Raw genomic sequence first — 13906 nt, 5'->3', positions numbered from 1 at the left:
CGACGGTCCGGCCGCGCAGGTCACCGCGCCCGGGCCACCGACACGGCGTCGCGGATGGTCGCGGAGAGGGACCGGTGCGCCTTGCGCTGAGCGGCCAGCCGGCGCCAGGTCACCGCGCCGACCCCGGCAGCGACCAGCCCGGGGACAGACACCCCGGCGACCGTGGGGCCGGTCGACCGCGACACGAGCTGGGCCGAGGCGAGGATCGAGGCCGCGGCGATGGCGGCGTCGACCAGGCGGTCGCCGACGTGGTCGACGTCGTGGATGTTGAGGTCGATGGCCACCTTGCCCTCGCGGACGCCGTCGAGCAGCGCGGTGAGGTCGTCGGGCAGACCATCGAGGAAGGTGCTCCAGCGGTGCGCCGAGCGCCGCGCGCGTCGGGCCATCCGCCGGGGGGAGAAGCGCTCCTGGATGGTCTGGTTGAGGTAGGGAGTGAGGAGCTCCTCGATGTTCGAGGTCACCCCGAGCTCGGCGCCGATGCCCTGCAGCTCGGTGAGCACTCGGAAGAACAGGGCCAGGTCGGAGGGCAGGGTCATGTGGTGGTCGTGCATGACAGACATGGCGGAGGTGACGATCTCGGCCAGGTCGAGGGACCCGACCGCGGCGAGCAGGTACTGGTCGGCCCAGGCACCCACGGCTGAGCGCAGCGCCTTGAGGTTGCTCCCTGGCGCCGGGTTGGTCATGTCGATGACTGCGTCCACGAGGGAGTCGAGGTCGTGCGCGGCGATCGACAGGACCAGGTCCTCCAGCTGGCTGCGGCGCGTGGGGGACAGGCGTCCCACGTCGCCGAAGTCCAAGATCCCCAGCTTCCCGCCGCCAGGGAGCACGAAGTTGCCCGGGTGAGGGTCGGCGTGGAAGACCCCGAAGCGGAAGATCATCTCAAGGTAGATCTCGGTGGCCCGGCGCACGAAGGCCTCGACCTCCCACCCGGCCTCCTCCACGCTGGCGCGGCCGGTCATGTGCACGCCGTCGACCCGGGTCATGGTCAGCACCTGGGGGCCGCTGCGCTCGTCGATCGCGACCGGGAGCACGAGGTCGGGTTCAGAACCGAGCATGCGACCGAAGAAGCGCAGGTTCTGCGCCTCGTTGCGCAGGTCGAGGGCGCGGGTGAGCATCGTGTCGAACTCGGCGACGAGCTGCGTCGGGCGGTACTGGGCCAGCGCCGGGTCGTCCTGCTCGCCCTGGGAGGCGAGTGCGTGCAGGATCGCGAGGTCCTCAGCGGACCGCTCGACGGCGCCGGCGTGGACCACCTTGACCATGACCGCCCGGCCGTCGGGCAGCACTGCCTCGTGCACCTCGGCGACCGACCCGGAGGCGAAGGCTGTCGTGGTGTACGAGGCGAAGAGGTCACCGATCGGTTTTCCCAGCGCCTCTTCCACCCGGGCCAGGCTGATGTCCGGGTCGTCCGCGGGCACCCCGGTCTGCAGCGTGGCCAGCGCTGAGGCCATCGCCGGTCCCACGATGTCAGGGCGCACGCTGAGCATCTGCCCGAGCTTGACCCACGTGGTGCCCAGCTCGCTCAGCGCGGCGCAGATCCGTTCGCCCGGCGTCATCCGCGCGACCTCCGGGTCCACCTTCGCGGTGAGCCACTCGGAGACGACGGTGAGGGGTCCGCGCCGGCCGGAGACCATCGCCTCGAGGGTGTCGTCGTCGAGCACCTCAGCGATGCCGTAGTGCGCCAGCACCCGCAAGATCTGCGCCAGGCGGGCGCGGTGGGTGAGCAGGACGACGGCGGTCTCCGTCATGCGGCGGTCTCGGTGAGGTGACGACGGGTCATGGGGGTCCGTCCCGGTGGGCAGCGATCGTCCTCCGAGCCTAGGGGTCGGCCTTCGAGCCGCAACCGGTGCGGAGGTCGTCCTGCGCGCCTGAGCAGGGGATGATGGTGGCCATCCCATCCGCATCCCCATCCGCACGAGAGAACAAGGCACACCGTGACCGAGAGAAGTGAAGAAGAGCTGGTCGTCTGGCTCAAGGAGCAGATCGAGGCGTTCGACGCCGGGACCATCGACGCCGACCTGGTCGCGCACCTGGACGAGGAGATCCCGGGCTGGAACGACCTCGGCGCCCGTGCGCGCGTGGCCCCCGTCCCCGAGGACGAGGCAGACCGCGGCCCCTGGATCGCCCTGCACATCGACGCCTTCGACGCCGGTGAGCTCACCGCCGAGCAGTCAGCACGCATCGACGAGATCGTCCCGGACTGGAACAGCGACGCCTCGCGCGCGGCGCTGGGCAAGGCGCCGGCCGCGGCGGCTGCCGCTGAGCAGGCTGAGTCCGCTGAGTCCGCTGAGCCCGCTGAGACGGCCGCTACGCCCGACGCCGCGCCGGAGTCCTAGCCTGAGCCCGGTGCTCCTCGCTCAGGCGGGGAGCACCGCCAGCTCGGCGCCCGGGCTGAAGACGAGGCGGTGGTTGCCGACCTTGTCGCTGAAGAACCTGTCGTGGCTGACGACCACGACCGCTCCGGGGAAGTGCGCCAGCGCGCGCTCCATGACCTGGGTGCTGGAGAGGTCGAGGTGGTTGGTCGGCTCGTCCAGCACCAGCACGGACGCCCCTGAGAGCAGGCACTGGGCCATCGCCACCCGAGCGCGCTGGCCTCCCGAGAGGTTCCCGATCTTCTGCTTGAGGTCGGCGTCGGAGAACTGGAACATCGCGAGGAAGCGGTTCACGGACTTGCGGGTCGCGGTCAGCGCCAGAGAGTCCGGCAGGGCGTTGACCGCGTGGCTGACCGTGTCGGCCGGGTCGAGCTCGTCGAGCATCTGGTTGTAGGAGACGACCGAGGTGCCCTTGGTCCAGGCCGCCGCACCGGCGTCGGGCAGCTCCTCGCCGGTGAGCACGCGCAGCAGCGTGCTCTTGCCGCTGCCGTTGGAGCCGGTCACCACGATGCGGTGGCCGCGGCGGATCTCGAAGCTCAGGTCCGTGAAGAGCTGCTTGTCGCCGTAGGACTTGGCCAGCCCCTCGACCCGGCACAGCACGTCCTTGACGTGCAGGCCGCCGTAGATCTCGGTGATGATCTGGTCCACCGGACGCGGCGCGCGGGACTTCTTGACCTTGGCCAGGGCGCTGTCGAGCTTGCGGCTGGCGGCCTTGGCGGCCTCACGGCGGTCGGAGATGCCCTCGGCCTCGAAGGCCAGCAGCTCGGACTCGTGGACGAACTGCTGCTCGAGGGTCTTGAGCCGGAACTGCTTGGCGACGACGTACTCGGCGAAGTTCCCGGGGTACTCGTGCAGGTGGTGGTTCTCCACCTCGACGATGCGGGTGACGACGGTGTCCAGGAAGGCCCGGTCGTGGGAGACGATGATCGCCGCGCCGCGGAAGTCCCGGAACCATGCCTCGAGCCACTCGACGCCGGCGACGTCGAGGAAGTTGGTCGGCTCGTCCAGCAGCAGCACGTCCGGGCCCTCGAGCAGGATCTTGGCCAGGGCCGCGCGGTTGCGCCAGCCGCCGGAGAGCGCATCGATCGGGCAGGTGCGGTGCGCGGCGTCGAAGCCGAGGGTGGACAAGGTGGTGTCGATGCGGCGCGGGTAGTCCCAGCCGTCGAGGCGTTCCATCTCCTCGAAGAGGACGCCCTGGCGGGTGATGAGGCGGTCGAGGTCGCTCGCGTCGCAGGCTTCGTCGGCGAGGGACGCCTCGATCGTGGCGAGCTCGGCCTCGATGGCCTGGATGTCGGCGAACAGCTCGGTGAGGACCTCGGTGATGGTCGCGGTGCCGTCGAGCTCGGAGAACTGGGAGAAGTAGCCGATGGTGATGCCCAGCTCGAGGGCGACGGTCCCGGTGTCCGGCTCGACCTGCCCCAGAGCCAGCTTGAGCAGGGTGGACTTGCCCGAGCCGTTGCGCCCGATGAGGCCCACCCGGTCGCCGGCGTCGAGGCGGAAGAACGCCTCACGCAGGACCCGGGCGTCGTCGAAGCGGACACTGACGTCGTTCAGCCGGATGAGGCTCATGCGGTGCTCTTGTCTCTGGGAGGAGCCGTCACGAGGAGACACGCCCGGCGGAGCCGAGTCTACAAACCCCGCGCCGGAGGTACGGTGCACAGACCCGCTCTTCCGGCTGAAGGAGACGATGGTCACGATGGACATGCAGAAGCCGAGCACCGAGCCCACCGCCGAGGGCGCTGAAGCGAGCACCGAGTCGAGCGTCGAGCCCAGTACCGAGCCCAGCGGCGAGCCCAGCGTCGCAGCGAGCGATCCGGAGGATGCCCGCGCACAGTTCCGCGACCTCCCCGAGCAGGTGCGGGTCGAGGACACGATCGCCACGCACCCGGCCGCTCCGGTGCCGGGGCTGACCCCAGGCGACCCGGACACGGACTGGCTGCTGCGCAACGCCGGGTGAGGCGGCGACCAGCGGGCACGCGCCCGCTGGTCAGCCCTTGATCAGCTTCTGGTCATCTCCCGGTCACTGTGCTGGGCACCGTGCAGGACGCCGTGCCGGTCACCAGCGGCTCAGTCCTTGCGGCCCACGACCTTCCAGGCGGTGGGCAGCACGGCGCCCAGGGCCACGGCCTTGACGGCGTCGCCGATGAGGAAGGGCGTGACGCCCAGGGCGAGCGCGGTGCGCAGGTCGACCCCGAGGTAGGCCATGAGCCAGGCGACGCCGGGCACGTAGATGGTCAGCGACGCCGCCGCCACGAGCGCGACGGTTCCCCACGGGGTGCGGTCGCTGCCGCGGCGGGCGAGGTGGCCGGCGACGGCCGCGGCCGGCAGGTAGGCCAGCACGTAGCCGAAGGAGGCGAAGGCCCACCCGCTCGCGCCGTCGGCGTAGAACGGCGCGCCCAGGACGCCGGCCAGGATGTACAGCGCCATGGACAGCGCACCGCGCCGCGAGCCGAGGGCCGCGCCGGTGAGCAGGACGGCGAAGGACGAGAGGGTGATCGGCACCGGGGTGAAGGGCAGCGTGATCGAGAGCTGGGCGAAGGCGGCGACGAACAGGGTCCCGGTGCCGATCAGCAGGGCGTCGGTCACCGCGCGTCGGGCGGTGACGGACGGCACGAGGTCGGCCAGGACCGGCCTGACGGTGGGGGAGAGCGTTGCGGACGACATGGGAGCTCCTGTGGCGTGGGTGGAGGGCGCTGTGGGCGCGGAACGGAGGGCGCTCGACGGACGGCCGGAGCGCGCACGTGGAGGACCACCTGGGATTGAACACCGTTCAAGAGACTTGAACGGCGTTCAAGTTATCCTCGAGATGGGATACCGTCAACTTCTTGCCCGACACCTGCCCGACACCTCGAAAGGACCATGGCCATGGCGCTCAGCCGCAGCGACGTGCTGCACGCCGCCCTGGCGATCCTGGACGAGTACGGCCTCGGTGACCTCACGATGCGCCGTCTGGCGACGTCGCTGGGGATCCAGCCCGGGGCGCTGTACTGGCACTTCGCGAGCAAGCAGGCCCTGCTGGGAGCGATCGCCGACGAGATCCTGCGCGCCGTGGACGGCCCCGTCCCGGCCGGGGACTGGGACACGCGGATCATCGAGCTCGCTCACCGGCTCCGGGCGGCGCTGCTGGCCCACCGCGACGGCGCCGAGGTGGTCGCCGCCGCGTACGCGCTGCGCGCCGGGCGCGGCAACACCGTCCCGCTGATGGTGGCGGTCCTCACCGACGCCGGGTTCACCCCCGACGAGGCGGAGCTGGCCGCGCTCACCGTGCTGCACTACGTCTTCGGGCACACCGCGGACGAGCAGTCCCACGCGCAGTCGCTCGCCCTGGGGGTGGCGGGGGTCACCGCGGACGCCGCGTCCTCAGCCGGACCCGAGGGGGGCACCTCCGGGGACCTCTCCGGGGAGACGGCACGCTTCGGCTTCGGGCTGAGCGTCTTCGTCGACGGGCTGCGTACCCGCCTCGTGTGACCGGGCGCGGCCGTGCTGCTGCCGGACCGGCGGTCGGCGACCCGGTTACCGCCTGTCGGGCGACCCGATTACCGCCTGTCGGGCGACCCCGCTACCGGCTGTCGGCTACCGAGCCTGGGACGGCGCGCCGTCCTGCGGCTGGCGGCCTCCGGCGCGTGCGGCTGACCACCACACGCCGTCATCCACCTCGAGGGCGCGTTCGCCGTTGTAGACGAGGTGCACCGCGACCCCTGATCGTTCCGCCTGAGGCCAGGACCGGGGGTCGACGAGCACGGCACGCGCCTGGTCGTAGGCGAGCTGGCGGCTCTCTGTGACCGTCTGGGTGCCCTCGACCGTCGTGGTCGACTCGAGCAGGACCACGAGGTCCGCGTCGAGCCAGCGGGTGAGGACGGTGGAGCACTGCTGCGGGTCCCACGGACCGGGCGGTCCGGCCGGCTGGGATGAAGCGTCACCGGCGGTGGGGACGAGGTGCAGGGGCGTGGCCTCCAGGGCGAGGGTGTGCAAGTGTGACTCGAAGTCCGAGGGGGGACGAGCGACGCTGCTCGTCCGGTCGGCGGGCTTGGTGGGCATGTGTGGATTGTGTCCGCCGGTCATGGCCGGCACAAGGAGGACACGCGGATCGTGACAGACCAGCAACCTGCGCCGGGGCACAGGTGCGCAGAGGCAGAACGGCCTCGGAGGCTGATCAGTCGCGGGCGAGACCCTCGACCACGCGCAGCCCCGGCAGGGTCGCCAGGAGGTGGCCGGGCAGGGCGATCTTCGAGCGCCGCACACCGGAGCCGATGACGATCCACCCCTCGCGCGCGCCGGCGTCGAGCAGGACGGGCCAGCTCGCGGGCAGGCCGATCGGGGTGATGCCCCCGTACTCCATGCCGGACTCGGCCACGGCCCGGTCCACGGGTGCGAAGGACGCCTTGCGCACGTCGAGCAACGCCTTGACGGTGCCGTTGACGTCGGCGCGGGTGGAGGCGCGCACTGCTGCCGCCGCCGTGCGCTCGACGCCCTCGCGCTTGCCGGTCACGAGCACGCAGTTCACCGACTGGCTCATGGGGATCTGGTACGCCTCGCTCATCGCCGAGGTGTCAGACAGGGCGGGGTCGACCTCGGCGACGACGACGTCGGTAGCCACAGCCGGGACGCTGCGCGCCCAAGCTACGAGCGCCGCATGGGTTGCCTCGGCGAGCAGCTCCGGGTGGTCCAGGGCGGGCAGCCAGGTCAGGGTGCCGATGGCGGGCGTCTCGCCCCGCCCGAGGACGGGCTCGGGCAGGGCGGATGCGATGTCAGCGGTGCGGTGGTCGGCCATGACGGCAGGTTAGCTCAGCTGGAAGGTCGCAGTCAGGGTTGCCCGCGCGATGGTGTGGAAGGCGGCCTTGAAGGCGATGAGGGTGGGGCTGTCGTCAGGATCGGCGTCGAGGGTGTCGACGTCGAGGGCGTGCACGGCGAAGACGTAGCGGTGAGGGCGGTCGCCACGGGGAGGGGCCGCGCCGGAGTAGTCGAACTCCCCGCCGTCGTTGCGGACGTGGTACGCGGCGCCGGGCATCATGAGATCGCTCACACCGTCGCCCTGGGCGAGCTCGGTCACCTCGAGGGGGAGGTCGACGATCGTCCAGTGCCACCAGCCGGCCGGGGTGGGGGCGTCCGGGTCGAACATGTTGACCAGGAAGGACTGGGTCTGCGCGGGGAAGTCGGACCAGGTCAGGTGCGGGGAGGTGTTGGCGCCGCCTGCGGTGAAGGCCAGGTCGAGGGGGCCGTCGTCGACCATGTCGTCGCTGGTCAGCGTGAAGGACGGGACCTGGGGGAGGAGGGAGTAGGGGGCGGGCGGCACGGGCCGGGTGAGATCCATGGGCCCATCATCGCCTGCGTGCAGGGGCGAGCGCACCTGTGCCGGGCGCCGCGCGGGTCGTCGGGAGTGAGGTGGCTGCCGGTGGCGTATCGTTGTTTCGAACGGATGTTCTATAGGGCGCCGGTGGGCGACGGCTGTCTCGGCGGCGCCCCGTGGTGCCCCGGGCATCCGGTGCGTGCCAGCACCGACGACGCGCCAGCGGGACAGCACGAGCAGCCAGACGGAACCGACACGGAGGGGTGAGCATGGGTATGACCCACGACGTCGACGAACCGGTCCTGGGGATCCTCGACCGGGTCGCGCTGGCCAAGGAGGCTCTGCGCCGCGCCGAGGAACGCACCGGCGCGCGCACCCTGCGCATCGTCTCGCCGGTGGCTGAACCGCCGGAACCGTCCGACCCGTCCCGCTCGTCAAGCCGGTCCACCTCGGCTGCCGCGGGTGCCAGCGAACAGCTCGTCAGCGACGAGCGGTCCCCCTTGCCGGTGCCACCCTCGCTGCGCGAGATCCTTCCTGACGGGCTGCGCCGGGGCAGCGTCACGGTGGTCACGGGGTCGACGTCGTTGCTCCTGTCGCTCGTCGCGGAGTCGTCCCAGGCGGGGTCGTGGGCTGCTCTTGTGGGTGCGCCCAGCATCAACCTGCTCGCCGCCGCGCAGGCCGGGGTGGACCTGGCCCGGCTCGTCCTGGTCCCCGGTCCCGGCATCGAGTCCGCCACCACGGTGGCCGCGTTGCTGGACGGGATGGACATCGTGGTCGTGGGCCCCGAGGTGGTCCTGGTCGACGCAGACCGGCGCCGTCTGGCCGCCCGCGCTCGCGACCGTGCCAGCGTCCTCCTGGCGATGCGTCCCTGGCAGGGGGCGGGCATGACTCTCACCGCTGAACGCAGCCGGTGGTCTGGCCTGGAGTCCGGGCACGGACGGCTGCGCAGCCGGGTCCTCACGGTCACCCGGACCGGCCGGTCCGGTGCCGGGGCCCCGCTCCGCCGCGAGCTGTGGCTGCCTCAGGAGACGAGCGCCACCGCGACGACGCCGGCCACCGCGACGACGCCGCCCACCGCGACGACTCCAGCCACCGCGACGACGCCGGCCGTCGAGGCATCCTCGATGACGCTCCCCCCGCTGGCACAGGTCGGGTGAGGTCATGAGCGACCAGGCCACTCCGACCAGCGCCCCCGTCCCCCTGCTCGACCGCCCCAGCTCGATGGCGCACCGCACCGCCGTCGTGTGGATCCCTGACTGGCCGGTGCTGGCAGCGATGCACACGGGGGAGATCCCCGCAGACCTGCCGGCCGCGGTCCACGACGGCCGACGGGTGCTCGTCGGCTCCGCCCAGGCGCGTGCCGCCGGCGTCCGGCGCGGCATGCGGCTGCGCGCCGCCCAGGAGTGCTGCCCCGACCTCGAGCTGCTGCCCGCCGACGAGGGACGTGACACTCGCGAGTTCGAGCCGGTCGCGGTGGCGGCCGAGACGCTCGTGGCTGGTCTGGAGGTCGCCCGTCCCGGGCTCATGGTGCTGCCCGCGATCGGCGCCAGCCGGTACCACGGCTCCGAAGAGCTGCTGGCCGGGCGGATCGTGGAGACGATCGCCGAACGCACCGGCTACGAGAGCCAGGTCGGGGTGGCCGACGGCATCCTCGCCGCGCTGCTGGCCGCACGGACGTCGCTGCTGCTGCCCTCCAGCGCGACGCGGGCCTATCTCACCGGTCAGCCCCTGGACGCGTTGCTGCACGCGGCCATGACCCCGCGAGCAGTGACCGAGATGCGTGAGCTCATCACCCTGTGGGCCCGGCTCGGGCTGAGGACCTTGGGGGACCTGACCGCCCTCGCCGAGGCAGACGTCCACACGCGCTTCGGCGACCGGGGGCGCTGGGCCCACCGTCTGGCCCGGGGCAGCGACCTGCGCCCGCCTGCCCGGCGCCGGATCGAGCCGGACATCGCCGTCGAGTCCGTCCTGGACCCGCCCGCCGAACGGGTCGACATCGCTGCCTTCGCCGCCCGCGGTCTCGCCGAGGAGCTGCACGCGCTCATCCTCGCCCAGTCGGTGACCTGCGCCCGGCTGCGGATCACCGCACGGACCGAGTCAGGCGTGGACCTGGTCCGGACCTGGCGCACCGACGACGGCGCCCTCGGCGGGCTCTCCGCCGCGCGCATCACCGACCGGGTGCGCTGGCAGCTCGAAGGATGGCTCTCGGGCGCGCGGTCCGAGGCCGGGGACCGCGACCTGGAACCTTCCGCGCTGGTCCGCCTGGGCATCACCGCCGAGGGGGTGAGCCCCGCCGGTGCGCAGCAGGGACGGTTGTGGGGGGCGGCCAGCGGCGACGAGCTGCGCGCCCGCCGGGTCACCGAACGGGTGCAGGGCCTGCTGGGTGGGGGCGCCGTCCTCAGCGCGAGCGTCCAGGGCGGACGAGGCCTGCGTGACCAGGTCCACCTGGTCGCCTGGGGGGAGGACGACGCCCCCGTGCGACCGGCCGACCAGCCGTGGCCCGGTCAGCTTCCCGCCCCGGCTCCGGCCACCCTCGTGGTGCCGCCGACCGACGTCGAGGTGGTCGACGCCCACGGGCGTGCGGTCACGGTGAACCGGCGGCTGGCGATGAGCGCCGCCCCGGCGGCCGTCGTCACCCCCGGCGGGCCGCGGACGATCACCGGCTGGGCCGGCCCGTGGCCCGTCGCCGAGCGCTGGTGGACCACCGAGCCTGAGCGGCGGGTCTACCTGCAGGCCGTGCTCGACGACGAGAGCGCGGTGCTGCTTGCCTGCACCGCCGGCCGGTGGACCTGGGAGGCGCTCTATGACTGAGGTGCCCTACGCCGAGCTGCACGCGCACTCGGCCTTCAGCTTCCTCGACGGTGCGAGCCAGCCTGAGGAGATGGTCGCCGAGGCCGTCCGGCTCGGGCTGTCGGCCCTGGCGATCACCGATCACGACGGGCTCTACGGCGTCGTGCGCTTCGCCGAGGCGGCGCGCGACGCCGGGCTGGACACCGTCTTCGGCGCCGAGCTGCACCTGCCCACCGCCGACGGGGTGCTCGACCCGCCGACCGGGACCCCGGACCCGCAGTCCTCCCACCTGGTGGTGCTGGCCCGGGGACCGCAGGGGTACCGCAACCTCTCCGCCGCGATCGCCGACGCGCACCTGGAGACCGGCCACAAGGGCGCTGCGAGCTACACCCTCGACCAGCTCGGTGAGCAGTCCGAGGGGCAGTGGCTGGTGCTGACCGGCTGCCGCAAGGGCGCGGTCCGTCGAGCCCTGGACCGGCGGCGAGGGAGCTGGGACCCGGCCTCGGCGCGCACCGAGCTCGACCGGCTGGTGGCCACCTTCGGCCCCGACAACGTCGCGGTGGAGATCACCGACACCGGCGACCCCTATGACTCCGAGCGCAACGACCATCTCGCCGCTCTCGCCCGCGCCGCAGGTCTGCCGCTCGTGGCGACCACCGCGGCCCACTACGCCCGCCCACAGGACGGGGACCTGGCCGCTGCGCTCGCGGCGATCCGTGCCCGGTCCTCCCTCGACGAGATCGCCGGGTGGCTGCCCGCCGCCCCAGCGGCCCACCTGCGGTCAGGGCAGGAGATGGTCCGCCGCCACTTCCGCCACCAGGAGGCGGTCGCCACCGCCGCCCGGCTCGGGGCGGAGTGCGCCTTCGACCTGGCGCTCGTGGCCCCGAACCTGCCGCCCTACCGGGTCCCGGCCGGGCACACCGAGGCGACGTGGCTGCGTGAGCTCGTCCGCGAGGGCGCCTACCGGCGGTACGGCCCGCGCGACCGCGAGCGGGAGCCGGGGGCCTATGCCCAGATCGACCGGGAGCTGCGGATCATCGAGGACCTCGACTTCCCCGGATACTTCCTCATCGTCTACGACCTCGTGGAGTTCTGCCGGGTCAACGGCATCCTCGCCCAGGGGCGCGGCTCCGCGGCGAACTCGGCTGTCTGCTACGCGCTGGGGATCACCGCGGTCGACGCCGTCAAGCACGGTCTGCTCTTCGAGCGCTTCCTCGCCCCCGAGCGGGACGGCCCGCCCGACATCGACGTCGACATCGAGTCCGGGCGCCGCGAAGAGGTCATCCAGCACGTCTACGAGACCTTCGGGCGCCGTCACGCGGCCCAGGTCGCCAACGTCATCTCCTACCGGCCGCGCTCGGCGATCCGCGACGCGGCGCGCGCGCTGGGCTACGACGTCGGGCAGCAGGACGCCTGGAGCAAGCATATCGAGCGGTGGGGGTCACTGCGCCCCAAGCCGGCGCCAGACGCCGGGACGGACACGGCGCCCGACGCCGGGACGGACGCCGGGACGACGCGCTCGCAGGGCGCGACCCCGTCGCCCGAACGGCACGTCGACCCGCTGGCCACCACGTCCGACGACGACCGCGCCGATCCGGGGACCTCGGCGCGCACCGCGCGCCAGGACCGGGCGACGGCGCGGGAGGGCATGTGGCACACAGGTCCCGCCGTCCCCCCGCAGGACGACCTCGAGGACATCCCCGGGCCGGTGGTGGACCTGGCCGAGCGGCTGCTGCAGCTGCCCCGTCACCTGGGCATCCACTCCGGCGGCATGGTCCTGTGCGACCGCCCCGTGGTGGAGGTGTGCCCGGTGGAGTGGGCGCGGATGCCTGGGCGCACTGTCCTGCAGTGGGACAAGGAGGACTGCGCCGACGCCGGGCTGGTGAAGTTCGACCTGCTGGGTCTGGGGATGCTCACCGCGCTGCGGATCGCCTTCGATCAGGTCCGTGAGCACGAGGGGATCGAGCTCACCCTGCACGGCCTGCCCCAGGAGGACCCGGCGGTCTATGACCTGCTCTGCGCGGCGGACACCATCGGGGTGTTCCAGGTCGAGTCCCGGGCGCAGATCTCGACCCTGCCCCGGCTGCAGCCCCGGGAGTTCTACGACATCGTCATCGAGGTCGCCCTCATCCGCCCGGGACCGATCCAGGGCAACTCCGTGCACCCGTACATCGAGCGGAAGCGGGGGCGTCAGGACATCACCTACCTGCACCCGTCGCTGGAGAAGTCCCTGGCCAAGACGCTGGGCGTGCCGCTCTTCCAGGAGCAGCTCATGCAGATGGCGATCGACGTCGCCGACTTCACCCCGGCCGAGGCCGACCAGCTGCGCCGGGCCATGGGGTCCAAACGCTCGGTCGAACGGATGGAGGCGATGCACCAGCGCCTGCTCGACGGCATGGCGGCGAAGGGGATCGACCGGGCCACGGGGGAGGAGATCTTCGACAAGCTCAAGGGCTTCGCCGACTTCGGCTTCCCCGAGTCCCACGCCTACTCCTTCGCCTACCTCGTCTACGCGAGCGCCTGGCTCAAGGTCCACCACCCCGCGGCCTTCTACGCCGGGCTGCTCGCCGCGCAGCCGATGGGCTTCTACTCCCCGCAGTCCCTGGTCGCCGACGCCCGGCGCCACGGGGTCACCGTGCTGCGCCCGGACGTCAACGCCTCGGGAGCCCAGGCTCTCGTGGAGCTGGTCCCGGACGCGGGCGGCAGCGGGCTCGGGGTGCGCCTGGGGCTGGCCTCGGTGCGCAGCGTCGGGGACGACGTCGCGCAGGCTCTCGTGGCGGAGCGGACGGCGGGCGGGCCCTTCGCCGACCTGCGGGACCTGGCCCGGCGCGGGTCGCTGACCACGACCCATCTGGAGTCGTTGGCGACGGCCGGGGCGACGAGCTCGCTCGGGGTGACCCGGCGCGAGGCGCTGTGGGCAGCCGGGGCGCTCGCCCAGGAACGGCCCGACACCCTGCCCGGGGTCTCGGTCGGGGTCAGCGCGCCGATGCTGCCGGGGATGAGCGACCTCGAGGTGGAGGTGGCCGACGTCTGGTCGACCGGGATCACCGTGGAGTCCTATCCGACCGAGCACGTCCGTCCGGGGCTGCGCGCGGCCGGTGTGCTGACCGTCCAGGAGTGCTGTGCGCACGAGGCCGAGCGTCGGGTCTCGGTAGCCGGGGTGGTCACTCACCGCCAGCGGCCGGGCACCGCGCGGGGTGTGACGTTCCTCTCTCTCGAGGACGAGACCGGTCAGCTCAACGTGGTGTGCTCGCCTGGGTTGTGGCAGCGTTTTCGCCGGGTTGCCCGCACATCTGCAGCGCTCGTGGTGCGTGGACGCATCGAACGCGCCGACGACGCCACGAACCTCGTCGCCGAGCACATGTCGACCTTGTCTCTGCAGATAGCGACATCTTCACGAGATTTCCGCTGATCGTCGTGTTTCATCCAGGTCAAACGTCCTGGCAGTGGCTAGGCTGAA

12 protein-coding genes are annotated in these 13906 nt (G+C 72.4%); 6 read left to right on the top strand and 6 right to left on the bottom strand.

Annotated features, from left to right (window positions below):
* Window positions 1–20: 20 nt before the first annotated feature.
* Window positions 21–1745: an ABC1 kinase family protein gene (locus SS2_RS08955; protein WP_066463190.1), complete on the bottom strand. Its 1725-nt coding sequence runs from the start codon at window positions 1743–1745 to the stop codon at window positions 21–23.
* A gap of 186 nt (window positions 1746–1931) precedes the next feature.
* On the opposite strand from SS2_RS08955, the gene SS2_RS08950 reads away from it, so the two are divergent.
* Entirely contained in the window at window positions 1932–2333 is a 402-nt protein-coding gene (locus SS2_RS08950; protein ID WP_066463188.1) for a hypothetical protein, read from the top strand.
* A 21-nt stretch (window positions 2334–2354) separates the two neighbouring features.
* Here SS2_RS08950 and SS2_RS08945 read toward each other — a convergent pair whose 3' ends face one another.
* Complete coding sequence (locus SS2_RS08945; RefSeq protein ID WP_066463187.1) at window positions 2355–3938, bottom strand: ABC-F family ATP-binding cassette domain-containing protein; 1584 nt, start codon at window positions 3936–3938, stop codon at window positions 2355–2357.
* 127 nt (window positions 3939–4065) lie between these two features.
* On the opposite strand from SS2_RS08945, the gene SS2_RS08940 reads away from it, so the two are divergent.
* On the top strand, window positions 4066–4326 hold the full coding sequence (locus SS2_RS08940) for a hypothetical protein (RefSeq protein WP_157607269.1): 261 nt from the start codon (window positions 4066–4068) through the stop codon (window positions 4324–4326).
* A 110-nt stretch (window positions 4327–4436) separates the two neighbouring features.
* On the opposite strand, the gene SS2_RS08935 is transcribed toward SS2_RS08940, so the two are convergent.
* Complete coding sequence (locus tag SS2_RS08935) at window positions 4437–5033, bottom strand: biotin transporter BioY (RefSeq protein WP_066463185.1); 597 nt, start codon at window positions 5031–5033, stop codon at window positions 4437–4439.
* A 201-nt stretch (window positions 5034–5234) separates the two neighbouring features.
* Between SS2_RS08935 and SS2_RS08930 the strand changes: the two genes are divergently transcribed.
* Window positions 5235–5837 (top strand): TetR/AcrR family transcriptional regulator C-terminal domain-containing protein, encoded by a 603-nt coding sequence (locus SS2_RS08930; RefSeq protein WP_066463183.1) that lies wholly within the window; start codon window positions 5235–5237, stop codon window positions 5835–5837.
* 105 nt (window positions 5838–5942) lie between these two features.
* On the opposite strand, the gene SS2_RS08925 is transcribed toward SS2_RS08930, so the two are convergent.
* From SS2_RS08925 to SS2_RS08915, 3 genes are all read right to left on the bottom strand, one after another.
* Complete coding sequence (locus SS2_RS08925; RefSeq protein ID WP_066463182.1) at window positions 5943–6407, bottom strand: hypothetical protein; 465 nt, start codon at window positions 6405–6407, stop codon at window positions 5943–5945.
* Window positions 6408–6522: 115 nt separating this feature from the next.
* Window positions 6523–7140: a YbaK/EbsC family protein gene (locus SS2_RS08920; protein WP_083942034.1), complete on the bottom strand. Its 618-nt coding sequence runs from the start codon at window positions 7138–7140 to the stop codon at window positions 6523–6525.
* A 9-nt stretch (window positions 7141–7149) separates the two neighbouring features.
* Window positions 7150–7680: a YbhB/YbcL family Raf kinase inhibitor-like protein gene (locus tag SS2_RS08915; RefSeq protein ID WP_066463181.1), complete on the bottom strand. Its 531-nt coding sequence runs from the start codon at window positions 7678–7680 to the stop codon at window positions 7150–7152.
* A 245-nt stretch (window positions 7681–7925) separates the two neighbouring features.
* On the opposite strand from SS2_RS08915, the gene imuA' reads away from it, so the two are divergent.
* The 3 genes from imuA' to SS2_RS08900 are packed head-to-tail and all read left to right on the top strand — an operon-like array spanning window position 7926 to window position 13858.
* Entirely contained in the window at window positions 7926–8813 is an 888-nt protein-coding gene (imuA', locus tag SS2_RS08910) for a DnaE2-dependent mutagenesis accessory factor ImuA' (RefSeq protein ID WP_157607268.1), read from the top strand.
* 4 nt (window positions 8814–8817) lie between these two features.
* The gene (locus SS2_RS08905; protein ID WP_083942032.1) at window positions 8818–10467 is read left to right on the top strand and encodes a DNA polymerase Y family protein; all 1650 of its coding nucleotides are present in this window, start codon (window positions 8818–8820) and stop codon (window positions 10465–10467) included.
* Window positions 10460–13858, top strand: a complete 3399-nt coding sequence (locus tag SS2_RS08900) for an error-prone DNA polymerase (RefSeq protein WP_066463175.1) — start codon at window positions 10460–10462, stop codon at window positions 13856–13858. The genes SS2_RS08905 and SS2_RS08900 overlap by 8 nt, the downstream gene beginning before the upstream one ends.
* Window positions 13859–13906: the final 48 nt, after the last annotated feature.

This window comes from Sanguibacter suarezii NBRC 16159, from assembly GCF_001552735.1.
GTDB lineage: Bacteria > Actinomycetota > Actinomycetes > Actinomycetales > Cellulomonadaceae > Sanguibacter > Sanguibacter suarezii.
Note: the sequence above shows the minus strand (reverse complement) of the source record. Positions and strands in the feature narration are given on the sequence as shown.

Coding starts and splice junctions, on each gene's coding strand:
- SS2_RS08915 (WP_066463181.1), bottom strand. CDS start 7,680: ATGGATCTCACCCGGCCCGTGCCGCCCGCCCCCTACTCCCTCCTCCCC.
- SS2_RS08940 (WP_157607269.1), top strand. CDS start 4,066: ATGGACATGCAGAAGCCGAGCACCGAGCCCACCGCCGAGGGCGCTGAA.
- SS2_RS08930 (WP_066463183.1), top strand. CDS start 5,235: ATGGCGCTCAGCCGCAGCGACGTGCTGCACGCCGCCCTGGCGATCCTG.
- SS2_RS08905 (WP_083942032.1), top strand. CDS start 8,818: ATGAGCGACCAGGCCACTCCGACCAGCGCCCCCGTCCCCCTGCTCGAC.
- SS2_RS08945 (WP_066463187.1), bottom strand. CDS start 3,938: ATGAGCCTCATCCGGCTGAACGACGTCAGTGTCCGCTTCGACGACGCC.
- SS2_RS08925 (WP_066463182.1), bottom strand. CDS start 6,407: ATGCCCACCAAGCCCGCCGACCGGACGAGCAGCGTCGCTCGTCCCCCC.
- SS2_RS08900 (WP_066463175.1), top strand. CDS start 10,460: ATGACTGAGGTGCCCTACGCCGAGCTGCACGCGCACTCGGCCTTCAGC.
- SS2_RS08920 (WP_083942034.1), bottom strand. CDS start 7,140: ATGGCCGACCACCGCACCGCTGACATCGCATCCGCCCTGCCCGAGCCC.
- SS2_RS08935 (WP_066463185.1), bottom strand. CDS start 5,033: ATGTCGTCCGCAACGCTCTCCCCCACCGTCAGGCCGGTCCTGGCCGAC.
- SS2_RS08955 (WP_066463190.1), bottom strand. CDS start 1,745: ATGACGGAGACCGCCGTCGTCCTGCTCACCCACCGCGCCCGCCTGGCG.
- imuA' (WP_157607268.1), top strand. CDS start 7,926: ATGGGTATGACCCACGACGTCGACGAACCGGTCCTGGGGATCCTCGAC.